Below are 25,390 nucleotides of genomic sequence, written 5' to 3'. Positions count from 1 at the left end.
TGGATTCGACCATCGATGAGCATCTACGGCGACTACATCAAATCCGTGATTCGCACCGTCCCCGACTGGCCGCAGCCGGGGGTCAACTTCCGTGATATCACGCCGCTTTTGCAGAACAGCTCGGCTTTTCGCAAGCTGATCGACAGCTTCGTGCACCGCTATCAGGACATGGATCTGGACGCGGTGGCAGCCATCGACGCCCGCGGCTTCATCATCGGCGCACCGCTGGCCTATGAGCTCGGCTGCAGCTTCGTGCCGGTGCGCAAGAAGGGCAAATTGCCGTTTCGCACCATCAGCGAGACCTACACCCTCGAGTACGGCCAGTCTGAGGTCGAGCTGCACGCCGATGCCTTCCATCATGGCGATCGCATCCTGCTCGTCGATGACCTGATCGCCACTGGCGGTACCATGTGTGCTGCAGCCAAGCTGATCACTCGCTCCGGCGGTCATGTGGTCGAGACCGCGACCATCATCGACCTGCCGGAGCTCGCCGGTTCCGACAAGATCCGCGAGGCCGGTTTTGGCGTCTTCGCTGTCTGCTCCTTCACCGAGGACGAGTAAGTCTCGTCCCCCGTTACGTTTTTGGTAATTCGTCATGAGCGCCAACCGCTATCAGCAACACTTCATCGTTTCCTGGGACCAGCTGCATCGTGATGTTCGCGAGCTTTGCCATCAGCTGGTCGAGCGTGACTTCAAGGGGATTATCGCCATCACTCGCGGCGGCCTGATTCCGGCTGCCCTGATCGCCCGCGAGCTCAACCTGCGCCTGATCGATACCGTGTGCATCAAGAGCTACGACCACATGGACCAGGGCGGTCTCGATGTCATGAAAGGCGTCGATCACGACGGTGACGGCTGGCTATTGGTGGATGACCTGGTCGATACCGGCAAGACGGCCCGCAAGGTGCGCGAAATGCTGCCCAAGGCGCATTTCGCTACCGTCTACGCCAAGCCGGAAGGGCGGCCGCTGGTCGATCAGTTCCTGACCGAAGTGGGGCAGGACTGCTGGATTCAGTTCCCCTGGGATATGGGCGTTGCCTACGTCGAGCCGCTGGCGGATCGCGTGCGCGGCGAGGCCTCCGGCGAGAGCGGTGCCTGAGGTCGAGATGTCGGAAAGTACCTCTGCACAACCTCCATTGCCGGAAAGCTGGGATCGTCATCTGGGGGCGGAATTTGGCGCCCCCTACATGCAGGCGCTGCGTGACGCCCTGGCCAAGGACAAACGCGAGCGGCGGATCATCTATCCGCACTCCGCGGACTGGTTTCGTGCCTTCCAGCTGACGCCGCTCGACCAGGTCAAGGTCGTGATCCTCGGTCAGGACCCCTATCACGGCCCGGATCAGGCTCACGGGCTGTGCTTCTCGGTGCAGCCGGGAGTGAAGGTGCCTCCGTCGCTCAAGAACATCTACAAGGAGCTGGCCGGCGATCTAGGCTGCACCCCGGTCGATCACGGCCATCTCGAGTACTGGGCGCGCCAGGGCGTGCTGTTGCTCAATACCGTGCTGACCGTCGAAGCGGGGCAGGCAGCGTCACACCGTGGGCGCGGGTGGGAAACCTTCACCGACAGGGCGATTGCCACCGTCAATGAACAATGCGCGCCCTGTGTCTTCCTGCTGTGGGGTAGCCATGCCCGTCAGAAGAAGGCACTGATCGATACCGGGCGCCATCTGGTGCTTGAATCGCCGCACCCGTCGCCGCTTTCGGCGCATCGTGGCTTCTTCGGCAATCACCACTTTTCCCAGGGCAATGCCTTCCTCGCCGAGCACGGCCGTGACCCCATCGACTGGCAGCTGCCCACTCAGCCTTAACCTCGTCGACCGATACGGGTAGAATGTCGCGCAATTTGTGCATGATCTTCATGCGACAAAGCCGTCATTCGTCCCATCCCGTCGCCCGAAGAGGTCCGCCGCCATGAGCGTTCACGCCATCAACCATCCCCTGGTCAAGCACAAGCTCGGCCTGATGCGTGCCAATGACATCAGCACCAAGAGCTTCCGTGAGCTGGCCGGAGAAGTGGCCAAGCTGCTGACCTACGAAGCCACTCAGGACTTGGAACTCGAACCGACCACCATCGAGGGCTGGAGCGAAGAGCCGATCCAGATCGAGCAGATCAAGGGCAAGAAAGTCACCATCGTGCCGATCCTGCGTGCGGGTCTCGGCATGCTCGACGGCGTCACCGACCTGATTCCCAGCGCCCGCATCAGCGTGGTGGGGCTCTATCGTGATGAAGAGACCCTCGAGCCGGTGCCGTACTTCGCCAAGTTCGCCAACGATATCGAAGAGCGTCAGGCCATCGTCATCGATCCGATGCTGGCCACTGGCGGCACCATGGTGGCGACCCTGGACATGCTCCGTGAGCGTGGCTGCCAGCAGATGAAGGTCATCGTGCTGGTCGCGGCCCCGGAAGGGATCAAGCGTGTCCAGGAGTCTTACCCGGACATCGAGATCTACACCGCGGCAGTTGACGATCGCCTCGACGAGAACGGCTATATCGTGCCGGGCCTCGGCGATGCCGGTGACAAGATCTTCGGGACTCGCTGAGTCGTGACCTGATAGGCCAAAACGCCCCTGACGTGATCACGCAGGGGCGTTTTGCTGTGCGCTGATGTTTCCTGAGTCCTGATGGCAGGGCCAGATTGCTTTGTTTCTCACCTTGGAGACCTGATATGACCGATACGGTGGCCGGCCGCCAGTCCACACAATCCTTGCCGCGCATTCTGCTTACCGGGGTGCAGATGCTGTTCGTCGCCTTCGGTGCACTGGTGCTGGTGCCGCTGCTGACGGGGCTTGACCCTAACGTGGCGCTGTTCACGGCGGGGGTGGGTACGCTGGTGTTCCACAGCGTTACCCGCCAGAGCGTGCCGGTGTTTCTGGCCTCGTCGTTTGCCTTCATCGCGCCCATCCAGGGCTCGGTCCAGAACTTCGGCATTCCCGCGACCATGGGCGGCCTGATGGCGGCGGGCGTGGTCTATGTGGTGATTTCCCAGTTCGTGCGGATCAAGGGCACCGCCTGGCTGCATCACCTGCTGCCGGCGGTCGTGGTGGGGCCAGTGATCATGGTCATCGGCCTGGCGCTGGCCCCGGTGGCAGTGGACATGGCGACGGGCGAGACCAGCGACGCCATCGGCTATGGCCAGGCGCTGGTGCTGTCGATGTCGAGCCTTTTGGTGACGCTGGTGCTGGCGGTCTTCGGTCGCGGCCTGATTCGCCTGGTGCCGATCATGGGTGGCATCGTCACCGGCTATGCACTGGCGCTGCTGATGGGGGTGGTCGACTTCACGCCGGTCAATGAGTCGGCCTGGCTGGCGCTGCCGTCCTTCACGGCCCCGACCTTTCATTGGGCCGCGATCCTGTTCATGATCCCGGTGGCCATCGCGCCGGCGGTGGAGCATATCGGCGACATGGTCGCCATTGGTTCGGTGACCAAGAAGAACTACCTCGAGAAGCCCGGCCTGCATCGCACCCTGCTGGGCGATGGCCTGGCCACCAGCGTGGCGGCGCTGTTTGGCGGCCCGCCCAATACCACCTATTCCGAAGTGACCGGTGCAGTGACACTGACCCGTGCCTTCGATCCGCGGATCATGATGATCGCCGCCGTGACCGCCATCGTGCTGGCTTTCCTCGGCAAACTCGGCGCGCTGCTGCAAACCATCCCTGCCCCGGTGATGGGCGGCATCATGACGCTACTGTTCGGTTCGATCGCGGTGGTGGGCATGAACACTCTGGTGCGCGCCGGCCATTCGCTGACCGCACCGCGCAACTTGGTGGTGGTGTCGCTGATTCTGGTCTTCGGTATCGGTGGCATGCAGGTGGGCGGCGGCCAGTTCACCCTGCAGGGCGTGAGCCTGGCGGCGCTGGTGGGCATCGTGCTCAACGCCGTGTTGCCGCCGGCCAAAGAAGGTGAGTAGGGCGATTGAACCGTTAAAGCGAATGTCTCAGGCGTGATGCTGTTCATTCCCGCCGTCTGAGAAGGACGGCGGGGTATTGGCGCTGACGATCACACATTCGCTGTCGCTTGCATTGCGAAAGCGGTGGGGCAGGCGTGAATCGAAGTAGTAGGCATCGCCTGCCTTCAAATGCTGCACCTCGTCGGCGACCTGCAGCTCGATAGTGCCGGCGATCACCACCCCGCCTTCTTCCCCCTCGTGCTCCAGCATTTCCTGGCCAGTATCCGCCCCGGGCGGGTAGTGCTCGTGGATGATCGACATGCTGCGGTTGGGCCTGCGCGCGCCCACCAGTTTCCATGACAGAGTGCCGTCGCCGATCTCGGTAAGTTCGCTGGAGCGATAGAAGACCTGCTCCTGAGATTCGCTATCACCGGCGAAGAACTCGCTGATTGAGACCGGCATGGCATCGAGAATCTTCTTCAGCGAGCTGACCGAAGGGCTGACACTGTTCTGCTCGATCAGCGAAATGGTGCTGTTGGTGACTCCGGCCCGTTTGGCCAGTTCGCGCTGTGATAGCTCACGCGACAAGCGCAATTGCTTGAGGCGATTGCCGACGTCGAATCCACTCATGGGCGGCCCTTGTTGAACATCTTTTACAGCATGATACCCACTCATGAGCGGGAACTTAAGGGCATGGCGGTCTCTAATCTAAGACCATGGTGGTCAACTTGCGTCATAAGGGTTCGTGACGGGGCGCTTTGCGTTAGGCTGGCACCAGCGATAATCCTTGTGAATCAGGGACCAAACGAGGGCTTGAGATGACGCATTATGAAGTGACAGGCCTGATTTTGGCCGGCGGCCAGGGGCGGCGCATGGGCGGTCGCGACAAGGGGCTGGAGCCCTTTGGGTCCGCGCGCCTGATCGAACATGCCAGGCGCTGTCTCGAGGGCCGCGTGGCCGAGGTGCTGATCAATGCCAACCGGCATCTCGATGAATATCGGGCGCTGGGCAGCCGGGTGGTCTGCGATCGAGAAGGCGGTTACCAGGGGCCCCTGATGGGCATCTGGAGCGGCCTCGAGGCAGCCGAAACACCCTGGGTAGTGGTCGTGCCCTGCGACAGCCCGGCGCTGCCTGATGATCTGGTTGAGCGCCTGATTGCCGCGATCGGCGAGGCGGATATTGCCGTTGCCCATGACGGTGAGCGGGATCATCCGGTGGTGGCTTTGATTCGCCGAGACCTGGCCGAGGATCTTGGCGACGCCCTGCGCGAGGGCGAACGCAAGATCGATCGTTGGTACGCTCGCCATACCTGGACGCGGGCGGATTTCAGCGACTGCCCAGCCGCTTTCGCCAACCTCAATACCGAAGACGACAAGGCCCGGCTGGCACAGCAGCTGCGAGCCGGTGAAGCCTGAGGAGGCAAACACGTGCCGCATGACAAGGTGCCCCATGACCCGGCGTCCCAGGAGCGGTCGTTCCGAAAACAGTCGTCCCGAGAACAGTCGTCACTAGAATGTTCGTCATATGGAAGGTCGTCACAACAAGGGGTGTCGCAGGAAATGAACGAGCAGGCCGAACATCGACTGCCGCTGGCCGATGAACCCTTGCCGCTGCTGTGTATTGCGGCCTTCAGTGGCACAGGCAAGACAACCCTGTTGGAGGCGCTGCTGCCAAGGCTTGCCGAACGGGGCATTCGCGCGGCGGTAATCAAGCATGCGCATCATCAGTTCGATATCGATCAGCCGGGCAAGGACAGCCATCGTCTGCGCGAGGCGGGCGCCGCGCCGATGCTGATTGCCTCACGCTCTCGCACCGCGCTGATGATCAATACCCCGGGGCAGGATGAGCCCGACCTGGCGGCGTTGATCGAGCAGGTGCGGCCGCTGGCCCCGGACCTGGTGCTGATCGAAGGCTTCAAGGCCTGGCCGCTGCCCAAGCTGGAGCTTCACCGCCCGTCGCTTGGCAAACCGCTGCGTGCCGTCGAGGACCCCTGGGTGATGGCAGTGGCCAGCAGTACGCCGCTGACCCTGCCGGCGGGCGTGGAGTCGCTGTCTCTGGATGACCTGGCGGCGCTCACCGACTGGGTGGCGGCCTGGCCCGGGCGCTGGCCTGAGCAGCGCGGCATGCCGGCACGCCAGTTAAGCGCTTCTCAGGAGGCGTCGACATGAGCCTGTCCTGCTTTGACCTGGGTGAACGCATGCTATCGGTGGATGAAGCCCTTGAAGCGATCCTCGGCTTCGCTGCCGCCTCGTCGCCCGCGCATGAAACCCTGCCCCTGGCGGCATTGCGTGGGCGCGTGTTGAGCGAGGACATCACCTCGCCGGTCAACGTGCCCCAGAATACCAATGCGGCCATGGATGGTATCGCCCTGGCATGGCCTGTGGGCCAACAAAGCCAGAGACAAGTTCAGGAGCAAGGCCAGAAACACGCTCCGCTGGCGCTGCCCGAGTGTTGGGCGTTGGTGGGGGAGTCTCTGGCCGGCCACGGCTATCGCGACGAGGTGCCCGAGCATGCCGCGGTGAGCATCACCACCGGCGCCCCGATGCCGCCTGGCACCGATACGGTGATCATGAGCGAGCAGCTCGAAGAAGCGCCACCCGAGGCCGGGCGCGAGCGAGTGAGGGTCACACGCCCCGAGACGGTCAAGGTTGGCCAGCATGTGCGTCAGGCGGGCGAAGACGTGCCGCATGGAGCGGTGGCCCTGACCGCCGGCACCCGACTGGCCGCCGAGCACCTTGGGCTGCTGGCCTCGCTGGGCGTCGATCGCGCCCGAGTGTCGCGGCAGGTGAAGGTAGCGATCTTCTCGACCGGCGACGAGGTCACGGCTCCCGGCGAGCCGCTGCCCATGGATGGCATCTTCGATGCCAATCGCTTCTCGCTGCACGGTCTGCTCACGGCCCTTGGTGTCGAGGTCATCGACCTTGGCATCCTCGCCGATTCGTCGCAGGGCATGGTCAGTGCACTGCGAGATGCGGCCGCAGCGGCGGATATAGTGATCACCAGTGGTGGCGTCTCGGTCGGTCAGGCGGACTGGATCAAGCCGGCGCTTGCCGAAACCGGTGAGCTGGGTTTCTGGCGGATCGCCATGCGCCCCGGTCGGCCATTGGCCTTCGGCCGCCTGGGGAGTGAGCGCGTACCGTTCTTCGGCTTGCCGGGAAATCCGGTGGCGGTGATGGTGACCTTTCTGCAGTTCGTCCAGCCGTTGATCCGCCGCCTGCAGGGCGAGCATGCCTGGCAGCCGCTGCGGCTCATGGCGCGCGCCGAGGAATCGCTCAAGAGCCGCAGCGGGCGCGTGGACTTCCTGCGTGGTGTCTATCACGCTGATGAGAGCGGACAGCTCTGGGTGCGCAGTACCGGTCGCCAGGGATCCGGCATCCTGTCCTCGATGGTCGCCGCCAACTGCCTGATCGAGATCGCGGCGCCTTGCGCCGGCATCGAGGCCGGCGAGACGGTGACGCTACAGCCATTTATGCATCGCGGCTAAGGGTGCGATAATGTGTCGTGTCCGATTCACTTTACGAGCGGGTGACCCTGTATGAGCCTGACCCATCTTAATGCCCGCGGCGAGGCCCACATGGTGGACGTGGCCGACAAGGCCGAAAGCCGGCGAGAGGCCGTCGCCAGTGGGCGCATTCGCATGCACCCCGAGACGCTCGCGCTGTTGGCCGATGGTGAATTGCCCAAGGGCGATGTGCTGGCCACGGCGCGTATCGCCGGCATTCAGGCGGCCAAGCGCACCCATGAGCTGATTCCGCTCTGCCATGCACTCCCGCTGTCCAAGGTGGCGATCGAATTTCGCCTTGATGAGCCCACCTCCAGCGTCGAGGTCAGCGCCACCTGTCGACTCAATGGCCGAACCGGCGTTGAGATGGAAGCGCTGACGGCGGTATCGGTGGCTTGCCTGACGCTTTATGACATGTGCAAGGCCGTCGACAAGGACATGGAAATCGGCGAGATCCGCCTGGAAAGCAAGACCGGGGGCAAGTCAGGCGATTACCGCCGCCAAGCGATGTCGTCGCCCATCGTCACCGGTGCCTCGCGCCATGCCGATCCGGGGCTGGCGCTGGATACCGCGGCGCCCTGCATTCATATCAAGTGCCTTGCCGAGCTGCGTGAGCGGCTCGGTGTCAGCGACATCGACCTGCCCTTCGATGCGCTGGAAAGCGCCGACATTGCCGGGCTCAAGGCGGCACTCACGGCCAAGGACGCCCGTTTTGCCGGGCTCAATGAAGGGCGCGTGCTATGTGCGGTCAATCAGGTGATGGGCGGTGATCAGACCCCGCTGACCGATGGCGATGAGGTCGCCTTTTTCCCGCCGGTAACGGGAGGTTGATGATGATCCGCGTGCAGCAGGAGGCCTTCGATGTCGGCGTCGAGCAGCAGGCCCTGTTGCAGGGGCGTAGCGACATCGGTGCGGTGGTCAGCTTTACCGGCCTGGTGCGTGACTTCAACGAACGCCCCGAAGTGACGGCCCTGACCCTCGAGCATTATGCCGGCATGACCGAAAAGGCCCTGGAAGCCATTGTTGAAGACGCCTGTGGTCGCTGGCCCCTGCAAGGGGTGCGTCTTATCCACCGCGTGGGGTGTCTGGCACCTGGCGATCCTATCGTGCTGGTGGTGGTCGCCAGTGCGCACCGTCGGGCGGCCTTCGAGGCCTGTGACTTCATCATGGATTATCTCAAAACGCGCGCTCCCTTCTGGAAGAAGGAGCACACTGCGAGCGGCAACTATTGGGTCGCAGAACGCTCGAGCGATCATCAAGATGCCGCGCGTTGGGAGGAAGCATGGAACAATTGATCGATGACTTCGGTCGCCGCGTCAGCTATGTGCGGATTTCGGTCACCGACCGCTGTGATTTTCGCTGTGTCTATTGCATGAGCGAAGAAATGACCTTCCTGCCACGTGCCCAGGTACTGACCCTGGAAGAGCTGGAAATGGTCGCACGCGCCTTCGTCGAGCTGGGTGTCGAGAAGATTCGTCTGACCGGCGGCGAGCCTCTGGTCAGGCGGGGTATTGGCCAGTTGGTCGGTGATATCGGGGCGCTGCCCGGGCTCAAGGATTTCGCCATGACCACCAATGGCGCCAGCCTCGACAAGCATGCTCAGGTGCTGCGCGAAGGGGGGCTAGAGCGGCTCAATATCAGCCTCGATTCCCTTGATCCGCAGCGCTTTCGTCAGCTCACCAGAACCGGCGAGCTGGAAAAGGTGATAGCCGGCATTCACGCCGCCAAGGCCGCGGGATTTTCGCGCATCAAGCTCAACGCCGTCATCCTCAAGGGCCGTAACGACGATGAGGTGCTGGACCTGGTGGAGTTTGCCCGCGACGAGGGGCTCGATATCAGTTTCATCGAGGAAATGCCGCTGGGTGATGTGTCCGATCATTCCCGGGCAGAGACCTTCTGCTCGAGCGATGAAGTGCAGGCGCTCATCGAGTCGCGCTACCCGCTCATGGCTTCGGCTGAATCGACCGCAGGGCCCTCACGGTATTTTCGCATGGCCGACAGCGAGACCCGCATAGGCTTTATCTCGCCGCACAGTCACAATTTCTGCTCCTCCTGCAACCGCGTCAGGGTCACGGTGGAAGGGCGTCTGCTGCTGTGTCTGGGTAACGAACACTCCGTCGATCTTCGCGAAGTGCTGCGTCGATATCCCGGTGATATGCAGGCACTCAAGACCCGGATCATCGAGGCGATGCCGCTCAAGCCCGAACGGCATCACTTCACCACCGACGGTGACGTTCAGGTGGTTCGCTTCATGAACATGACCGGTGGCTAAGCCTTTTCCAGCGACATGTTGAGAGCGTTATATAAAAAAACCGACCCCAGTGGGTCGGTTTTTTTGCGGGCAAATATGTGTCTATTTCTTGCCAAGTAACGGCTTGTGCATATACTTTTCTTTTCTGTAGTTAACGGTTTTTTAGCACTCGACACGTGGAGAAGCCAATGTCATCGGAAACCCTCGAGCGTATTGCCCGCAACAAGAATGTCGCGCGCGCAGCCGCGCGGCAGCTGAGCATGGAACAGCTTCACAAGCTGGCTGAAGTCATTGGCGAAGTCATCGAACACAAGCAGGAAGAAGAGCGTGAGCGTCAGCAGGAAGAGCGAATGAAGGAGCAAAAGCTCGCGGAGATTCGTGAAGCCATCAATGATGCCGGGCTTTCCGTGGATGATCTGGTGCCAGAGCAGCCCAAGCGTCGTCGTGGCCGTCCGCCGAAGGATGCCAAACAGTCCTGATCATCGGCTGTCGTGTGGTGCTCCACGGAAAGGCTGATGTAAGTCCGTAAGTGAGTCGCGAAGAACCTCATGGCGCAGATGGCCAAGGCCGAGCGGCAGGCGAGGCCGGCAAGATAAGGCAAAGTTGGCTGGCTCAGCCAGCCTTTGCCTAAACTCGTCTCTTAAAGTTCACGACGTGTTGGCCCTGCTCAGGATCTGCTGGCGGATGTCTCTTCGCCGAGAGGCTCAGCGGCCAGCAGTTGCAGATGCACCGCCGGAAGATGGCGCAGGCGTTCGCCCAGATAATGCATCAGGCTAGGATGCAGCTGCCGTCGAAGTTCGGCGAGATTATCCGCCGATAATTCGCCCAGTCGATCGTCCAGCCAGTCGGCGAAGGCGTCCTCATCGAGCGGCGTCGATGTGGAAACGTCGAGTAACAGGCGACCGATCCGCGTCCAGCCTTCATCCAGCGGGGTGACCGGCAGGGCCAGGAAGAGACTGCCGTGACGTTCACGGCGACCGGCCTTGGGATCATCAAGGTCCGGTACCGGAGTTACCGCTTCCTGGCTGATGATGCAGGGCGGCTGAGGGTGGCGCGATTCCCGGGTCAGGCCGTCACCGTCCAGGCGGATCAGATCGCCGTTGACCGGCACCAGCGGGGCTACAATACCGCGGGCTTCGGCCAGTTCCCGGTGCGCCTGCTGGTGGCGATGTTCGCCATGCACCGGCAGCAGGTGGCGCGGCTTCACCCATTCGTAGAAGGTGTTCAGCTCGTCTTGAGCCGGGTGGCCAGAAGCATGCAGCTCAGGGTGCTCGCGTTCATCGAAGAGAGTGACGCCGAGCTGGCGAAGGCCGTGCTGCAAGCGCTCGATCAGTCGCTCGTTACCCGGAATCGCCTTGGCGGAAAAGATCACACTGTCTCCCGGCGCGAGCTCGAAATCCCCGTGGCGGCCGCGTGCAAGACGCGAGAGTGCCGCGCGTGGCTCGCCCTGGCTGCCGGTGGCGATCACCAGGACCTCCTCGGGAGGCAGATAGCCAAGATCTCGTACCGGCACCAGGGGAGGGAAGTCGTCGAGATAGCCAAGCCCGCGGGCAACCCCCACCATGCGCTCCATGGAGCGGCCCATCAGGCTGACCCGACGGCCACAGCGCTGGGCGGCGAGGCCGATGGCCAGTACCCGGTCCAGGTTGCTGGCGAAACAGGACACGATCACCCGACCGCTGCAGGCAGCAATGGTGCGCTCCAGTGCCTCGGCCACGTCGCGCTCGCTGCGTGAGTGGCCGGGCAGGGGGGCATTGGTGGAATCGCCGACCACCAGGTCGACCGGTGCCAGTGCTCGATAGAGGCTCTCGTCGACCGGCTTGCCGATCATCGGCGCCGGGTCTAACTTCCAGTCACCGGTATGCAATACGCGTTGTTCGGGCGTGGTGATCAGCAGCGAGCAGCTCTCGGGAATGGAGTGCGTCAGCGGCAGGAAACGCAGCCCGAAGGGGCCGGTCTCCATGGCCTCGCCCGGATCAATGATATGGATGGCGTCGGTGGCCAGGCCGCGCTCGGCGAACTTGGCCCGCAGCAGGCCGGCCGCCAGCGGCGTGGCATGAATCGGGCAGCCCCACTGGGGCCACAGCCAGGCGGCGGCGCCGATATGGTCCTCATGACCATGGGTGATGATCAGGGCTTTGGGGGCAATGCCGAGGGTGCCAAGCGTCGTCAGGTTGGGCACCTGTAGCGGACTGTCGGGCAGATCCTGGCGGATCATCATGCCGCAGTCCACGGCGATCCAGTGTCCGTCATAGCCGTAGACATTGAGGTTCATGCCGATCTCACCACACCCGCCCAGAGGCAGGAAGTGCAGCGGGGGACGACGGCGAGGACGAATCTGGACACGAGGTCGGAACATGACGAACACGATGTAGCAAAGAGTCGCCTCATCATACGCATCTGGTAAGGCTAGCGACAACGCGAAGCGCCGCGTACAGAGTGTTTCGAGGCGGGTGAATTCGTTACACTTGAGGGTCTGGTGCCTTGCCAGCAGTCATCTTTGTAGTTTTTTTCTTCTGGTTATCAACTGACGGTCAACCCATGTCTCATTACTATCGCTTGGTGGTCTCCTGCCCTGATCGTGTCGGCATTGTGGCGCGTGTTTCGAACTTCATCGCCGGCCAGGGCGGCTCGATCACCGAAGCCAACCAGCACTCTGACCTGACCAGCGGCCGCTTCTTCATGCGCTATGAGGTGGTGGCGGAGTCGCTGCCGCTCGACGCGGAAGGCTTTCGCGAGGCGTTTGCACCGATCGCCGACGACTTCGAGATGCAATGGAAGCTGACCGATACCCGCCGTCCCCAGCGCGTGGCGATGCTGGTGTCCAAGGAATCCCACTGCCTGGTCGATCTTCTGTATCGCTTTACCGCAGGCGAGCTGGACTGCGAGATCCCCTGCGTGATTTCCAACCACGACGATTTACGCTCGCTGGTCGAATGGCATGGCATTCCGTTCCATCACGTGCCCGTCGACCCCAGCGACAAGGCCCCGGCCTTCGCCGAGGTCGAACGCCTGGTCGAAGAGGCCCAGGCAGATACCGTGGTGCTGGCCCGCTACATGCAGATTCTGCCGCCGGCCCTGTGCGAACGCTATGCCGGCCGGGTGATCAATATCCACCACAGCTTCCTGCCTTCCTTCGCCGGTGCGCGGCCCTATCACCAGGCCTATGAGCGTGGGGTCAAGCTGATCGGCGCGACCTGCCACTACGTGACCGAGGAACTGGACGCCGGCCCGATCATCGAGCAGGACATCCAGCGCGTCAGCCACTGTCATACCGCCAATGACCTGGTGCGCTTCGGCCGCGACGTGGAAAAAGCCGTTCTGGCCCGTGGTCTTCGCTGGCACTTGCAGGACCGCGTGCTGATCCACGGCAACAAGACCGTGGTTTTCGCCTGAACGTCGCGCGCGAAAACTTGGCAAGTCTCTTATAAGTCGCTATCATCGCCAGCGTTTTGGGGGAGTAGTTACTTTCCAACCGCCTTCCTTCGGCGTGTCCAGCGGCTTTCCTATAGGCCGTGTAAAAGAAGCCTGCGTAAGCGCTGCGACACCCGCGTAAGAAGCGACCGAGAATGGTCGATGTCAACAAATTTGGTCGCTACGACCATGGCATCGACGACCCGGGGCCTGGTATCCGATACCTGATAGCCCAAAGGTCAAACGAGACTCAGAACATGATGTGCTTCCGGGGCCGGCGGCACATCGTGTTCTGTATCGTCTAGTGGCCGGCCCGGGGGAATCATTCATTGGACGCACTCATCACTTCCGGCCTGGCCATCGGACTGGCTGAAATTGGCGACAAGACCCAACTGCTCACCTTGTTGCTGGTGGCGCGCTTTGCTCGCCCCTGGCCGATCTTCTGGGCCATCGTTGCCGCTACCCTGATCAATCACGGCGTATCTGCCTGGTTCGGCGCTACGCTGGTTGGTTTGATCGACCCTCGCCTGATGACGGCCCTGGTGGGCCTGGCATTCATCGGCATGGGCCTTTGGCTGCTCAAGCCCGACGATGACGACGGCCTGGAGGCCGGTCCGCCTGGGCATGGCGTGTTCCTCACCAGTTTCGTGCTGTTCTTTCTCGCCGAGATCGGCGACAAGACCCAGATTGCCACCGTATTGCTGGCCGCCCGCTTCGAGGACGTGCTGCTGGTGACGCTGGGGACCACCCTTGGCATGCTCGCTGCCAATGTGCCGGTGCTGTGGCTTGGTGCACGGTTCTGCGAACGCCTGCCGATGCGGGCCATCCACTTGCTGGCGTGCTCGGTATTCATCCTGCTCGGGCTGTGGGTGGTGCTGGTCGAGGCCAAGGCCTGGCAATGGCTGCTGGGCTAGCCGCTATCGAAGGACCAGACCTTGTTTGATCTAAGGCGCTACTGGATAGCCGAACATTGACCTGAAAGCTGCGCCGGGGCCGTTATTGCTGTTCCGGCCTGTCGTCAGAAACCTCTTCGGCGGCGTCTTCAGAATCATCCTCAAAGACGTCAGTAGATGCGAGGTCGGCTAGCGTCTCTGACGCATCGTCAGGTTCGCCGTCGAACAGCGAGAGCTGGCGGCGAGCGTCGGCTGATACCAGGCGCACCCCTACGCCCAGCAGGCGCACCGGCTGTGCCGCCCGCGACCAGGCCTGCTCGAGCAGGCGGTGGAAGAGCTCGGCACTGGGGATGGCGCCCTGGCACTCGAGGCTGGTGAGGGTGAAGTCGCTGAAGCGCACCTTCAGGAACAGCTTGTCCAGCGGCGGCTGGCCGTGGCGTTCGATGCGTCCGGCCAGCCGCTCGATCAGCGGGAGAAGGGCGTCTCGGCAGGCCGCCAGGTCCGGCAGGTCGTGGTGAAAAGTCGTCTCAACGCTGATCGACTTGCGCTCACGGTGGGTGCGTACTTCGCGCTCGTCGATGCCTCGTGCGAGCTCGAAGAGCCGTTTGCCGAACTTGCCGAAGCGCTCAAGCAGGGTCTCGATAGGCCAGGTGCGCAGGTCTTCGCAGGTGGCGATGCCCATTGCCTCAAGCTTGGCGGCGGTAGCGGGACCGACTCCGTGCAGGCAGTTTACCGGCAGAGCGGTGATAAAGGCATCGACGTCATCGGGGGTGATGACGGTCAGACCGTCCGGCTTTTCCCAGTCGCTGGCGATCTTGGCCAGGAACTTCGAGGGGGCCACGCCCACCGAGATGGTGATGCCGGTGCGCTTCAGGGCCTCGGCCTTCAGCCATTGCGCCATCCAGGTGGCGCTACCCTGAAAATGGTCGACGTCGCTGACGTCGAGGAAGGCTTCATCGAGGGAGAGGGGTTCTACCAGGGGGGTCAGTTCGTGGAAGATCGCCTGGATCTGGCGGGAGACCTCCCGGTAGCGCTCGTAGTCGCCGCGCACCAGTACGAGATCAGGGCACAGACGCAAGGCACGGGCGGTGGGCATGGCCGAGCGAACACCAAAGGCGCGAGCGGGATAATTGCAGGTGGCAATCACCCCGCGCTGGTCGACCCCGCCCCCGACGGCGATCGGCACGTCTCGCAGGGCAGGGTTGTCGCGCATCTCGACCGCGGCAAAGAAACAGTCGCAGTCGGCATGCAGGATCTTTCTTGGCGTGCCGGCCATGTCGGGCGTTCCGTCAGTGGCGTGAAAGCGTGAGTATCAGTGCAGGGCCTGACCGTTGCCGCCGCGAATCACGCCCACCCCGACCCCTTCGATTTCCAGTGCCTGATGGCGCAGGTCGATCTCGATGGGCGCGAATTCCTCGTTCTCGGCCATCAGCCAAACGGTATGCCCCTGGCGTTTGAAACGCTTCACCGTGACCTCTTCATCGATGCGCGCCACTACGATCTGACCGTCGCGAATGCGCTCGGTGCGATGCACGGCCAGCAGGTCGCCCTCGAGAATGCCGATATCCTTCATCGACAGCCCGCGCACCCGCAGCAGATAGTCGGCACGGGGCGTGAAGTAATCGGCCGGCAGCGGGCAGTAGCGATCGATATGAGCGGTCGCGAGGATCGGGCTGCCCGCTGCCACCTCACCGATGATCGGCAGCCCCTGAGCGCTTGCCTCGGACGAATTGGCAGCCTTGGGCTCGCTTTCCCCCGCTTCGGCTTCCATCGCCGGCAGGCGAATGCCCCGCGAGGTGCCGGGCACCATGCGAATGGCGCCTTTCTTGTCCAGGGCGCGCAGGTGTTCCTCGGCGGCGTTGGGGGAGCGGAAGCCCAGGGCGCGGGCAATTTCGGCGCGGGTCGGGGGGTAGCCCAACTCGCTCATGGTCTTGACGATAAAGTCATAGACGTTCTGCTGGCGCGGTGTCAGGGGGCGTGTCATGCGGCCTCCGCCGGTGGTCACTGAGGGTGTTTGTTCAAGTATACAGTATGTGATTGCATCCAGTAATACGGCAAGCCTCTTTCGCCAGTACCCTTCACCACTGCGCTTCGCCATTACCCTTCAACACTGCCTTTTCGCCAGGGCCATTCAGGCCGCTGTGATGCACGTTGACGGGCCTAAGGTGGATTTTCCGCACCGTTGTGACATTCTGATGCACGACATAGAATCAGGTTATGTTTTAAACATTCGTTTATTGGTGACAGGTGGAGAGGCATGAGCATGGCCCAGACCGATACTGTGACGCGGATTCTCGATACCGCAGAGGTGCTGTTCGCCGAGCGCGGCTTTGCCGAGACCTCCCTACGGACCATTACCAGCAAGGCCAAGGTCAACCTGGCAGCGGTGAACTACCATTTCGGTTCCAAGAAGTCGCTAATCCAGGCCGTCTTCGCCCGCTACCTTGACCCCTTCACTGAGCGCTTTCACACCGCGCTCGATGCGCTGGAGCAGGACTACCAGGGGCAAATCATTCCCCTCGAAGTCCTGCTCGAGACCATGGCGCGCTCGGTGCTTGACGTGCCAGCCGAACGTAACAGCCTGAAGGTCTTCATGAAGCTGCTGGGCCTTGCCTACAGTCAGGCCCAGGGCCATCTGCGCCGCTACATTCAGGAGCACTACGGCAGCGTCTTCACCCGTTTCACCGACCTGGTACGCAAGGCCACACCGGAACTGCCGGATGCCGAGCGCTTCTGGCGCCTGCACTTCGTGCTTGGCACGGTGATCTTCACGCTTTCTGGCCTCGATGCGCTGCGTGACATCGCCGAGAAGGATTTCGACGAGCATGTCAGCGTGCGCGATCTGGTGCGTCGTCTGCGGCCGGTGGTAGTGGCCGCCCTCCAGGCTCCCTTGCCAGAAGGCGCCCCCGAATCCATCAAGGCCGCGGGGTAGGAGATGCACACGCCACGACTCGACGCCTTGCCGCCGGCGGATGGCGTCTGGCTCGACATCGATGTCACGACGCAGCGCCTTGTCGTCTGGCAGGGCTCTGCCCGTCACGCCGAGTATGCGATATCAAGTGGCTTGGCCGGTCATGGTCAGCACGAGGGCAGCGGCCAGACACCGCTCGGCTGGCACTATGTTCGCGCCGCCATCGGCGAGGGGCAGCCACTCGGCTGCGTCTTCCGGGGCCGCAGGCCCACCGGCGAAGTTTATTCAGCGGCGCTTGCCGCCGAGCATCCCAAGCGTGACTGGATCCTCACCCGCATCCTCTGGCTGTGTGGCCTCGAGCCTGGCTACAACCGCGGTGGTGACGTCGACTCCCAGCGTCGCTACATTTATCTGCACGGCACACCGCCCACCGAACCCATGGGGGTGGCTGCTTCCCACGGCTGCATTCGACTGCGCGATGAGGCCCTGCTAGAGGTCTTCGCCGCAGCCCCGCCCGGAACGCCGGTCTGGCTGCATGACTGAGCGGTGCCTGTCGTCCGGCGAGACATTGTTCTAGAATCCCCCTCCTTCAACGCCAAGGAAGACCAAGATGACGCAACCGCTGGGTTCAGTGATGTTGGATCTCGAGGGTCCCCAGCTGACGCCGGAAGAAGCCGATATGCTCATGCGCCCCGAAGTGGGCGGGGTGATTCTGTTCGGCCGCAACATCGAGGATGCCACCCAGGTTCAGGCCCTGTGCAGCGCGATTCGCGCGGTACGGCCAGACCTGTTGCTGGCCATCGACCAGGAAGGCGGGCGAGTGCAGCGGCTACGTCGCGGCGTCACCCGGCTGCCGGCCATGGCACGGCTGGCCGAAGGCTTCGAGAGTAACTCCCAGGCAGCACTGCAGCATTGCCAGGATGCCGGCTGGCTGCTGGGCATGGAGATGGCCGCCTGCGGGCTGGACATCACCTTCGCCCCGGTGCTCGACGTCGACGGCGGCGAGTCCACCGTGATCGGCGATCGCAGCTTCTCGAGCGACCCACAGCAGGTCAGCCGCCTGGGCGGCGCCTTCATTGCCGGCCTCAACGAGGCCGGCATGGCCGCCGTGGGCAAGCATTTCCCCGGCCACGGTAGTGTGGCCGCCGACTCGCACCTCGAACTGCCCGTTGATCCGCGCCCGCTTAACGACCTGCGTGAGCATGACCTGGTGCCCTTTGCCGATCAGGCCGCGCGGCTCGGCGGCGTGATGCCCGCACATGTGGTCTATTCCGCCTTCGACGCCCGCCCGGCCTGCTTCTCGCGCAACTGGCTGGGCTTCCTGCGTGAGGAGATCGGCTTCAAGGGCGCGATCTTCTCCGACGACCTGTCGATGGCCGGTGCTCACGTCGCCGGTGGCCCCGGCGAGCGTGCCCTGGCGGCGTTGGATGCCGGCTGCGACATGGTGCTTGTGTGCAATGACCGCGCCGCCGCGCTGGAGGCGCTCGACGCCTGCGCCGGTCGTGGCAGCAAGCGTCAGGCCAAGCTGCGCTACGCGCGTGCCCGGCCAAGCCTCGAGAACCTGCCGGCGCTGTCGCGCTGGCGCCGCGTCCATGCCCGGCTGGAAGCGCTGGCCAATGGCGAACCTTCTTCTTCACTCCCAACCAACTCGTGACCCCATGACTCAACAAGCTTCTTCCGCCGACGCGTCCCTGGCCGCCATGCGCGACATCATGGATAACGCCGACTGCCTGATTTCCCAAGAGGCGGTCGAGCGGGCGCTGGACCAGATGGCCGAAAGGATCACCGCCGATCTCGGCGACAAGCTGCCGGTGTTCTATTGCGTGATGAACGGCGGCCTGATCACCACCGGCCACCTGCTGACCCGGCTCGGCTTCCCGCTGGAGGTCGACTACCTGCACGCTACCCGCTATCGCGGCGGCACCCGCGGCGGCGAGCTATTCTGGCGTGTGTCGCCGGAGGTGCCGATGGCCGGCCGTCATGTGGTGATCGTTGACGACATCCTCGACGAAGGCTCGACCCTGGCCGCCATTCTGGCCTACTGTCGGGAAGCGGGCGCGGCCAGCATTTCTACCGCGGTGCTGGTCGACAAGCATCATGACCGCAAGGCCGTGCCGGGCCTCAAGGCCGACTACTGCAGCCTGGATGTCGAGGACCGCTACGTGTTCGGCTTCGGCATGGACTACAAGGGCTACTGGCGCAACGCACCGGGGATCTTCGCTCCGCAGGGCATGTAAGCCCGGCGCGGCCGGATCGCCGCGGGGCCTCTACCGCGGCCATTGCTAAGGAGGGACGTCGATCATGCTGGCAATCATCGGGGGCACCGGCCTCACCCAGATGCAGGGGCTGGAAGTCACCAAGCGCCACAGCGCAGAAACGCCGCTGGGCACGGCCTCCGGTAGCGTGCTGCAAGGCCAGCTCGGCGATCACGAGGTGCTGTTCCTGGCCCGCCATGGGCACCCCCACAAGCTGCCGCCGCATCGGGTCAACTATCGCGCCAACCTCTGGGCGCTGAAGCAGGCCGGCGCCAGCCGCATCGTCGGCGTGAATGCCGTGGGCGGGATCGATCCCGTCCATGCCCCCGAGGCGCTGGTGGTGCCCGATCAACTGATCGACTACACCAGCGGCCGCGAATCGACCTACTTCGATGGCCGCTTCAAGACGCTGAAGCACATCGACTTCTCCTGGCCCTACGACGACGCCCTGCGCCAGGCGGTGCTGGAAGCGGGCAGGGCGGCCGGCGAGGCGCTGCATGATGGCGGCATCTACGGTTGCACCCAGGGGCCACGGCTCGAGACCGCCGCCGAGATCGCCCGCATGGCACGAGACGGCTGCAGCCTGGTCGGCATGACAGGGATGCCGGAGGCGGCCCTTGCCCGCGAACTCCAGCTGCCCTACGCCTGCCTGGCGCTGGTGGTGAACCCTGCCCCCGGCGTGGTCGAACGCGAGATCACCATGGCCGAGATCGAGGCCGCACTGGTCGGCGGCATCGAGCGGGTGAAGCGTGTGTTGCGGACCTTGCTCGAGGCCGGGTAAGCGTCAACTGCCCGCCCAACAGATGGCGGGCATTCTTTTGATGGGGGCTGGATCAAGAGGACTCGCTCAATACCGATAGTCGACGGGCGCCTGAAGCGACACCGCCGTGCCAGATACCACAATGCCCCCCGAGGCCGGTATTGTTACCCCGAGTCGACTCGGCCGCCCCATTGCTTCGCCCTGAAGCAGCGTTAACTGCGTGGGTGCCTCTATTAATCCCGCATCGCGCAAATAGCCCCCCAATGCCGCCGCCGCTGCTCCGGTAGCCGGATCCTCTACCACGCCACCGACCGGAAACGGATCGCGGACATGAAAGCGTGTCGACGATTCCTGCCACACCAGCTGAAGCGTGGTGAGATTCTCTCTTAGCATCAGGGCCTTGAGTGACGCGAAGTCATAGGACAGGGCGTCGAGTCGCGCCTTGGAGGCGGTGGCCAGCACCAGGTGCCAGGCGCCGGCATAAGCCACTGCCGGCGGCAGGTTCGGGTCCAGCTCATCCGCCTGCCAGCCGAGACTCGCCAGTCCCGCCTCGACCAGGGTGGGGTCGGCGGTCCGGTGTTCTGGTGCCACCGAGACCAGCGAGGCGTGCCAGTCGCCGTCGATCTGTTCCACGGCAACCGGCACCTCGCCGACTGCCGTGGAAAGCCGGTAGGTGCCAGCGCCATCGAGCTGACCCAGCACCACGCCGGCGGCGATGGTGGCATGGCCACAGAAGCTGACCTCGGCCTCGGGGCTGAAGTAGCGCACCGTTCGCACGCCGGCATGCATGGGGCCGAGGAAGGCCGTTTCGGAATAGCCCACCTCGGCGGCAATGCTGCGCATGGTTGCCACATCGGGCAGGGTTTCACCGATCCACACACCGGCAGGGTTGCCGCCCTTGGGGTCATGGGTGAAAGAGGATAAACGGTAGAGAGTGCCAGTCATCTCGGTGCTCCTGTTTGCGGGGGAATGACTGGCATTATCGGCCTAACGGAGGTAACAGCAACGTATCGTTTCTTACCCATAGGCTTAACCGGAGTAAGCCATGATGCCTTCTTCTCGACTACCCCTGGCCACCCTGCGCGCCTTCGAGGCGGCGGCGCGCCATGGCAGCTTCAGTGCGGCCGCCGATGAGCTGCATGTGACCGCCGCCGCCGTGAGCCATCGCATCAAGGCGTTGGAAGAGAGCCTGGGCCTGCGGCTATTTGAGCGAAAGGCGCGTGGGGTGGTGCTTACCGAGGCCGGCGTGCGCTACCAGGAACGCATCGCCGAGGCTTTTACTCTCATCGATCGCGCCACCCGTGAGCTGAGTCAGCCGAGTCTCGACGGACCGCTACGGGTGTCTGCGCCCCAGGCTTTCCTGCAGCATGCCCTGATGCCGCGGGTGGGCGAACTGCTGCGCCGCCACCCGGGGCTGAATCTCACGCTTATTGGTGACAACCGGATGGCCGATCTCCGCGCTGGCAAGGTCGATGTTGCGATTCGGTTTGGCACCGGGGACTATCCTGGCCTGAGTGTCGTGCCCCTGCTTGACGATGCCATTACGGTATTGGCTCCGGTTCATGGTGATGGGGAATACGCGGATTGGCGAAACGCCTGTTTCATTGAGGACGATAGCGCGCTGTCCACGGAACCCTGGAGCCACTGGCATCCATGGTGGCGAGAGGCGGGGCTATATGCGCCGCAAGAGTTGAGACGACTCAAGGTCTCGGACAGTGGGCTGGCGCTAGCCGCCTGCCGTAAAGGGCTGGGGTTGTGCCTGTCACGCCTGTCGGTGGCTCAGGAGGCGATCGATCATGGTGAGGTCATTGCCTTGCGGCCTTGGCGGCGCACGGAATTCAGCTACTACCTGGTCAGCCTGCCAGGGGCGGCGGATGCCCCTCGAGTCGTCGCCTTTCGTGACTGGCTGGAAGAGGCACTGCGCGACCTACGTCAGGCGATGACGGCGGCGATCCCGCAGCCAACAGCCTAGCGGGCCGCTGCGCAATGCTGTGCCGGGCTCATCCCCCTGACACGCTTGAAGGCGGCGCTGAAGGCATAGGGAGTCGCATAGCCGACTTGCTCCGGCACGCCGCTCACCGTGGCATCGGGCTGGCAAAGCAGGTCCGCCGCCAGGGCCATGCGCCAGTGCTTGAGGAAGGTCATGGGCGGCTCGCCGACTCGTTCATGGAAGCGCCGCGCCAGAGCGGCTCGCGAGGCGCCAGCCTCCATCGCCAGGGTCTCCAGCGTCCATGGGTGTGCTGGGCGGTCGTGCATCATGCGCAGGGCATGCTCCACGATGCGGTCGCCCTGATGGCGCCACCAGGCCGGTCGCCCCGCCTCCTCCCGGGCGAACCAGGCCTTGAGTACGGCAGTAATCAGCAGGTCGAGCAGGCGGTCGAGCACCGCCGCCTGGCCTGGCTCGTCGATCACCATGGCGTCGCACAGCAGGGCTACGAGCGGCGACTCCCAGTCATCGCGGGACAGCATCAGTACCGGGGGCAGGGCGCGCAGCAGACGATCGCTGATATCGCTCAGGTGCTCGTAGGCGCCGACGAGAAACATTGTGTCGCCCGCAGGGTCGTTGCCCCAGGTGCGCACCCCGTGGGTCATGGCGTCATGCACCGATTGTCCCGCCAGGTCGCGGCAGTGCTGTCCCGGATGGATGACCACCTGCGGCGGAGCGCCGGGGGCGTGGGCGATGGTGTAGTGAACAGGAGAGCGGGTAACGGCGATATCCCCCGGGCCGATGCGCATCGGTGCGCCCTCATCCGGCAGCAGCCACGCCTCGCCGGTCATGCCGGCGATCAGCGTCAGCGGCGATTCGGCGAGGATGCGCAGTGACCAAGGGGCACGCATCACCGTGCTCAGGGCGAAGGCGCCTCGCGCCCGTGGCGCGTCCAATAATCCACCTAGCGTATCCATCGCTCGATTATAGACGGATGCGTATGTATCTGAGCACCCCGAGCATGGTGGCAAAGCAACACGCCCCTTAATCTTGAGCGGTATGGCAACCGTCATAATCGCCCCTAGAGAGGAGGGCCCTCATGAACGCGACATCAACTTCCCATCAGACTTCCCGTCAGGCCCAGGACGAGCTCGTGCTGGTGCTGGGCGGCACCGGCAAGACCGGGCGCCGCGTCGCCGAGCGACTCAAGGCGCGCGGCATTTGCACCCGAATCGCTTCACGCACGACGCTGCCAGCCTTCGACTGGCAGGATCCAAGTGGCTGGAAGGCGGTCCTTCAGGGCGTATCGGCGGTCTACATCACCTACGCCCCGGACCTGGCGATCCCTGGTGCCACCGAGGCGATCCGGCGCTTCGTGGACGAGGCTGTGTCCAGCGGCGTCCAGCGCCTGGTGCTGTTGTCGGGACGTGGCGAGGAGGAGGCCCAAGCCTGCGAACGGGCCGTCCAGGCGGCAGGTGTCGAGTGGACGGTGGTGAGAGCGAGCTGGTTCCTGCAGAACTTCTCGGAAGGCGAGTTTCTCGGCATGGTACGAGAGGGCGCTATCACTCTGCCCGCCGCAGACATTCCCGAGCCCTTCATAGACGTCAACGATATCGCCGATGTAGCGGTGGCGGCGCTGACCGAACCGGGCCACGCCTATGAGACCTACGAGGTCACTGGGCCGCGCTGTCTGACCTTCACCGAGTTGGCCGATGAGATCTCCGGTGCGGCCGGGCGCGAGGTGCGCTTCACACCGATTCCCAAGGATGCCTTCGCCGAGGCGCTGGCCGAGTCCGGTGCGCCGGATGAGATCGTTTGGCTGCTGAAGTACCTGTTCGAGACCGTGCTCAACGGGCGCAACGCCCATGTTGGAGATGGGGTGCAGCGGGCGCTGGGACGAGCACCCGCCGATGTGACGGCCTTTGCCCGCCGCATCGCCGCACGTGGCACCTGGCAGGCAGCGGACGAAGCCGCGACCGCCTGAACCACGAGGGCTGTAATCCGGTAGGGGCATGCACGGCATGCCCCAAGTGGCCCTGGTCCGTGAGTTTGAAATCATCTATGCCCGCTTGGCGCTGATGGTGGATCCTTCTCCCGACTTGGTCGAGCGTGACATCACCATGGCCGAGATCAAGGCCGCGCTGGTCAGCGGCATCAAGCGGGTCAAGCGCGTGCTGAGGGCGCTGCTCGAGGCGGGGGAGAGCTGATGGCTTCTCGCGCTCGTCCTGGGCCACATAGGTGACCTCACACTTTGACTGAATACTTGAGGTCTCTGGCCTCATCGCCTGTCATACCCCGAAAGCCCCAGCAGTGAGCCGGCTGCTCTTTTATCGTGATCTCAATGTCCACGGGCGAAATGCCGACCGTGGACTCTATCTTGCTGAATAGCGCCTTGATCAGTGCCTTCTGCGTCTCAGGGTTGCGTCCCTGCATCATGTTGATTTCAATTGCCGTGTAGGCGGGCGTTCTACCACCTGGGTAGTAAAAATCCTCTGCATTCATCGGGATGAAACGATGAGCCCGCTTGTCTTCGGGGATGCCGAGAACTGACTGCATACAGCCATGAATGACCTCAGAAAGCTGGGCCTTTACCGGGTTTAGATGCTCTTTGATCCCATAAATAATTATCACAATGCCTCCGGTGATTTGTAACGCTGCGCTCTGCGGCAAATTTGGAGCGAAGCGTAAAATTTGTCCGACAGCAGCGCCTTGTTAGCACTTAGTGAGTTCATTGAACTTAAGCTCCAGTTCGGACCTGTACTTTTCATTGGTGCAATTATTAATTGCTTCATGGAGCTCTCTAATTGCATTTACATGATCACCTAGTTTCAAATAGCAAGTGCTAAGTAGGTCATGATAGATGGATATTCTTGATGATGCTTTTACATCACTTTCCGCCGAAGAAAAACACTCTTGAGCAATGGATAAGGCTTCTTCGTAGTTACCTTCTCCTAACCCTAAATATGCTTTAGCTTTCTCGTACAGTAACCAATGATTTACTTCTTCCTCGGCAACTTTCATTATTGCCATTATTGATTTTTCTGGCTCAAACCCTAGATTGTATGTTTTTGCAATGCATCTTGCATCATATGAGCGAAGCTGTTCGCTATGACTAATTTCGTCTGCGAATAATAGAGCCGAATCAATCAATAGTTTGGCAAACCTCTGGTTATTTTCCCTTTCGGCGGCCACTGATGAATTTGTAAGTGCTTCACATGCACTTACCCATTGCTTCCCCCCTCTGTCAGCCTAGTTGTCCAGTTGGCGATTTTGCCTGAATCCACATCAGAGTGGGCGGCATAGGATTGTTCATGCCACGTTATTCCGAGGAACGTAAGGCCGCGGTGCTAAAGAAGCTGCTACCGCCTGACAACCGCAGTGTGGCGTCGGTGGCCGCCGAGGAAGGCATATCGGATGCGACCCTGTATGGTTGGCTGAAAACATGCCGCCGACAAGGAGTGCCTGTGCCAGGGAACCGTAAGACCGGAGATGATTGGTCAGCTGACGCCAAGCTGGCTGTGGTGATTGAAACGGCTTCTCTATCAGAGACCGAGCTTGGCACGTATTGCCGGGAAAAAGGCTTATACCCT

The 25,390-nt window shown here is 62.8% G+C and carries 31 protein-coding genes; 23 read left to right on the top strand and 8 right to left on the bottom strand.

Annotated elements, in window-relative coordinates; all coding sequences use genetic code 11:
* Positions 1–15 precede the first annotated feature (15 nt).
* The 5 genes from BCL93_RS00150 (at position 16) to BCL93_RS00130 (ending at position 3,908) form a co-directional block, all read left to right on the top strand.
* Positions 16–561, top strand: a complete 546-nt coding sequence (locus BCL93_RS00150; RefSeq protein ID WP_112053105.1) for an adenine phosphoribosyltransferase — start codon at positions 16–18, stop codon at positions 559–561.
* A gap of 34 nt (positions 562–595) precedes the next feature.
* Positions 596–1,099 carry a xanthine phosphoribosyltransferase gene (gene gpt / locus BCL93_RS00145; protein ID WP_112053104.1) on the top strand — a complete coding sequence of 168 codons (504 nt, stop codon included), beginning with the start codon at positions 596–598 and terminating at the stop codon, positions 1,097–1,099.
* A 7-nt stretch (positions 1,100–1,106) separates the two neighbouring features.
* Positions 1,107–1,808 (top strand): uracil-DNA glycosylase, encoded by a 702-nt coding sequence (ung, locus tag BCL93_RS00140; protein WP_112053103.1) that lies wholly within the window; start codon positions 1,107–1,109, stop codon positions 1,806–1,808.
* 103 nt (positions 1,809–1,911) lie between these two features.
* On the top strand, positions 1,912–2,541 hold the full coding sequence (gene upp, locus BCL93_RS00135; protein WP_112053102.1) for a uracil phosphoribosyltransferase: 630 nt from the start codon (positions 1,912–1,914) through the stop codon (positions 2,539–2,541).
* 125 nt (positions 2,542–2,666) lie between these two features.
* Positions 2,667–3,908: a uracil-xanthine permease family protein gene (locus BCL93_RS00130; protein WP_112053101.1), complete on the top strand. Its 1,242-nt coding sequence runs from the start codon at positions 2,667–2,669 to the stop codon at positions 3,906–3,908.
* 27 nt (positions 3,909–3,935) lie between these two features.
* On the opposite strand, the gene BCL93_RS00125 is transcribed toward BCL93_RS00130, so the two are convergent.
* Positions 3,936–4,517, bottom strand: coding sequence for a cupin domain-containing protein (locus BCL93_RS00125; RefSeq protein WP_112053100.1), 582 nt, complete (start codon positions 4,515–4,517; stop codon positions 3,936–3,938).
* A gap of 188 nt (positions 4,518–4,705) precedes the next feature.
* Here BCL93_RS00125 and mobA point away from each other — a divergent pair, with 188 nt between their 5' ends.
* The 7 genes from mobA (at position 4,706) to BCL93_RS00090 (ending at position 10,119) form a co-directional block, all read left to right on the top strand.
* Entirely contained in the window at positions 4,706–5,302 is a 597-nt protein-coding gene (gene mobA, locus BCL93_RS00120) for a molybdenum cofactor guanylyltransferase MobA (protein ID WP_112053099.1), read from the top strand.
* Between the two features lie 144 nt (positions 5,303–5,446).
* The gene (gene mobB / locus BCL93_RS00115) at positions 5,447–6,055 is read left to right on the top strand and encodes a molybdopterin-guanine dinucleotide biosynthesis protein B (protein WP_112053098.1); all 609 of its coding nucleotides are present in this window, start codon (positions 5,447–5,449) and stop codon (positions 6,053–6,055) included.
* The gene (glp, locus tag BCL93_RS00110; RefSeq protein ID WP_112053097.1) at positions 6,052–7,371 is read left to right on the top strand and encodes a gephyrin-like molybdotransferase Glp; all 1,320 of its coding nucleotides are present in this window, start codon (positions 6,052–6,054) and stop codon (positions 7,369–7,371) included. The genes mobB and glp overlap by 4 nt, the downstream gene beginning before the upstream one ends.
* Before the next feature lie 51 nt (positions 7,372–7,422).
* Entirely contained in the window at positions 7,423–8,220 is a 798-nt protein-coding gene (gene moaC, locus BCL93_RS00105) for a cyclic pyranopterin monophosphate synthase MoaC (protein WP_112053096.1), read from the top strand.
* 2 nt (positions 8,221–8,222) lie between these two features.
* Positions 8,223–8,684 carry a molybdopterin synthase catalytic subunit MoaE gene (gene moaE / locus BCL93_RS00100; protein WP_112053095.1) on the top strand — a complete coding sequence of 154 codons (462 nt, stop codon included), beginning with the start codon at positions 8,223–8,225 and terminating at the stop codon, positions 8,682–8,684.
* On the top strand, positions 8,672–9,661 hold the full coding sequence (gene moaA / locus BCL93_RS00095) for a GTP 3',8-cyclase MoaA (protein ID WP_112053094.1): 990 nt from the start codon (positions 8,672–8,674) through the stop codon (positions 9,659–9,661). Before moaE ends, moaA begins: the two co-directional genes overlap by 13 nt.
* 167 nt (positions 9,662–9,828) lie before the next feature.
* A complete protein-coding gene (locus BCL93_RS00090; protein ID WP_112053093.1) occupies positions 9,829–10,119 on the top strand; it encodes an H-NS family nucleoid-associated regulatory protein in 291 nt (96 codons plus the stop codon).
* Between the two features lie 188 nt (positions 10,120–10,307).
* On the opposite strand, the gene BCL93_RS00085 is transcribed toward BCL93_RS00090, so the two are convergent.
* Positions 10,308–11,915 carry a ribonuclease J gene (locus BCL93_RS00085; protein ID WP_112053092.1) on the bottom strand — a complete coding sequence of 536 codons (1,608 nt, stop codon included), beginning with the start codon at positions 11,913–11,915 and terminating at the stop codon, positions 10,308–10,310.
* A gap of 266 nt (positions 11,916–12,181) precedes the next feature.
* On the opposite strand from BCL93_RS00085, the gene purU reads away from it, so the two are divergent.
* On the top strand, positions 12,182–13,036 hold the full coding sequence (gene purU / locus BCL93_RS00080) for a formyltetrahydrofolate deformylase (RefSeq protein WP_112053091.1): 855 nt from the start codon (positions 12,182–12,184) through the stop codon (positions 13,034–13,036).
* Between the two features lie 347 nt (positions 13,037–13,383).
* Positions 13,384–13,968 (top strand): TMEM165/GDT1 family protein, encoded by a 585-nt coding sequence (locus BCL93_RS00075; RefSeq protein WP_112053090.1) that lies wholly within the window; start codon positions 13,384–13,386, stop codon positions 13,966–13,968.
* Positions 13,969–14,050: 82 nt separating this feature from the next.
* Here BCL93_RS00075 and dinB read toward each other — a convergent pair whose 3' ends face one another.
* Entirely contained in the window at positions 14,051–15,223 is a 1,173-nt protein-coding gene (dinB, locus tag BCL93_RS00070) for a DNA polymerase IV (protein WP_112053089.1), read from the bottom strand.
* A gap of 36 nt (positions 15,224–15,259) precedes the next feature.
* The gene (gene lexA, locus BCL93_RS00065; RefSeq protein ID WP_112053088.1) at positions 15,260–15,931 is read right to left on the bottom strand and encodes a transcriptional repressor LexA; all 672 of its coding nucleotides are present in this window, start codon (positions 15,929–15,931) and stop codon (positions 15,260–15,262) included.
* Positions 15,932–16,210: 279 nt separating this feature from the next.
* Between lexA and BCL93_RS00060 the strand changes: the two genes are divergently transcribed.
* The 5 genes from BCL93_RS00060 to BCL93_RS00040 all read left to right on the top strand — a co-directional run bounded on the left by BCL93_RS00060 (position 16,211) and on the right by BCL93_RS00040 (position 19,894).
* Positions 16,211–16,879 (top strand): TetR/AcrR family transcriptional regulator, encoded by a 669-nt coding sequence (locus BCL93_RS00060; RefSeq protein ID WP_112053566.1) that lies wholly within the window; start codon positions 16,211–16,213, stop codon positions 16,877–16,879.
* A 3-nt stretch (positions 16,880–16,882) separates the two neighbouring features.
* Complete coding sequence (locus tag BCL93_RS00055) at positions 16,883–17,401, top strand: L,D-transpeptidase (RefSeq protein WP_112053087.1); 519 nt, start codon at positions 16,883–16,885, stop codon at positions 17,399–17,401.
* A 67-nt stretch (positions 17,402–17,468) separates the two neighbouring features.
* Positions 17,469–18,512, top strand: coding sequence for a beta-N-acetylhexosaminidase (gene nagZ / locus BCL93_RS00050; protein WP_112053086.1), 1,044 nt, complete (start codon positions 17,469–17,471; stop codon positions 18,510–18,512).
* A 4-nt stretch (positions 18,513–18,516) separates the two neighbouring features.
* The gene (locus BCL93_RS00045) at positions 18,517–19,095 is read left to right on the top strand and encodes a hypoxanthine-guanine phosphoribosyltransferase (protein WP_092527484.1); all 579 of its coding nucleotides are present in this window, start codon (positions 18,517–18,519) and stop codon (positions 19,093–19,095) included.
* A gap of 64 nt (positions 19,096–19,159) precedes the next feature.
* The gene (locus tag BCL93_RS00040) at positions 19,160–19,894 is read left to right on the top strand and encodes an S-methyl-5'-thioinosine phosphorylase (RefSeq protein ID WP_112053085.1); all 735 of its coding nucleotides are present in this window, start codon (positions 19,160–19,162) and stop codon (positions 19,892–19,894) included.
* Positions 19,895–19,960: 66 nt separating this feature from the next.
* On the opposite strand, the gene BCL93_RS00035 is transcribed toward BCL93_RS00040, so the two are convergent.
* A complete protein-coding gene (locus BCL93_RS00035) occupies positions 19,961–20,818 on the bottom strand; it encodes a PhzF family phenazine biosynthesis protein (protein ID WP_112053084.1) in 858 nt (285 codons plus the stop codon).
* A 100-nt stretch (positions 20,819–20,918) separates the two neighbouring features.
* On the opposite strand from BCL93_RS00035, the gene BCL93_RS00030 reads away from it, so the two are divergent.
* Positions 20,919–21,845 carry a LysR substrate-binding domain-containing protein gene (locus BCL93_RS00030; RefSeq protein WP_112053083.1) on the top strand — a complete coding sequence of 309 codons (927 nt, stop codon included), beginning with the start codon at positions 20,919–20,921 and terminating at the stop codon, positions 21,843–21,845.
* On the opposite strand, the gene BCL93_RS00025 is transcribed toward BCL93_RS00030, so the two are convergent.
* On the bottom strand, positions 21,842–22,777 hold the full coding sequence (locus BCL93_RS00025) for an AraC family transcriptional regulator (protein WP_112053082.1): 936 nt from the start codon (positions 22,775–22,777) through the stop codon (positions 21,842–21,844). The genes BCL93_RS00030 and BCL93_RS00025 overlap by 4 nt on opposite strands.
* A gap of 122 nt (positions 22,778–22,899) precedes the next feature.
* Between BCL93_RS00025 and BCL93_RS00020 the strand changes: the two genes are divergently transcribed.
* Complete coding sequence (locus BCL93_RS00020; RefSeq protein ID WP_112053081.1) at positions 22,900–23,784, top strand: NAD(P)H-binding protein; 885 nt, start codon at positions 22,900–22,902, stop codon at positions 23,782–23,784.
* Between the two features lie 37 nt (positions 23,785–23,821).
* Positions 23,822–24,007 carry an MTAP family purine nucleoside phosphorylase gene (locus tag BCL93_RS00015; protein WP_146742445.1) on the top strand — a complete coding sequence of 62 codons (186 nt, stop codon included), beginning with the start codon at positions 23,822–23,824 and terminating at the stop codon, positions 24,005–24,007.
* Between the two features lie 37 nt (positions 24,008–24,044).
* Here BCL93_RS00015 and BCL93_RS00010 read toward each other — a convergent pair whose 3' ends face one another.
* A complete protein-coding gene (locus BCL93_RS00010) occupies positions 24,045–24,431 on the bottom strand; it encodes a tautomerase family protein (protein ID WP_112053079.1) in 387 nt (128 codons plus the stop codon).
* Between the two features lie 81 nt (positions 24,432–24,512).
* Positions 24,513–24,992: a hypothetical protein gene (locus tag BCL93_RS17045; RefSeq protein ID WP_146742444.1), complete on the bottom strand. Its 480-nt coding sequence runs from the start codon at positions 24,990–24,992 to the stop codon at positions 24,513–24,515.
* 119 nt (positions 24,993–25,111) lie between these two features.
* Between BCL93_RS17045 and BCL93_RS00005 the strand changes: the two genes are divergently transcribed.
* The coding region (locus BCL93_RS00005; RefSeq protein WP_146742443.1) for a transposase at positions 25,112–25,390 on the top strand (279 nt) is incomplete at its 3' end.

The organism is Onishia taeanensis (genome assembly GCF_003268885.1).
In the GTDB taxonomy this organism is placed as follows: domain Bacteria; phylum Pseudomonadota; class Gammaproteobacteria; order Pseudomonadales; family Halomonadaceae; genus Onishia; species Onishia taeanensis_A.
This window is presented reverse-complemented; position numbering and strand designations above follow the sequence as displayed.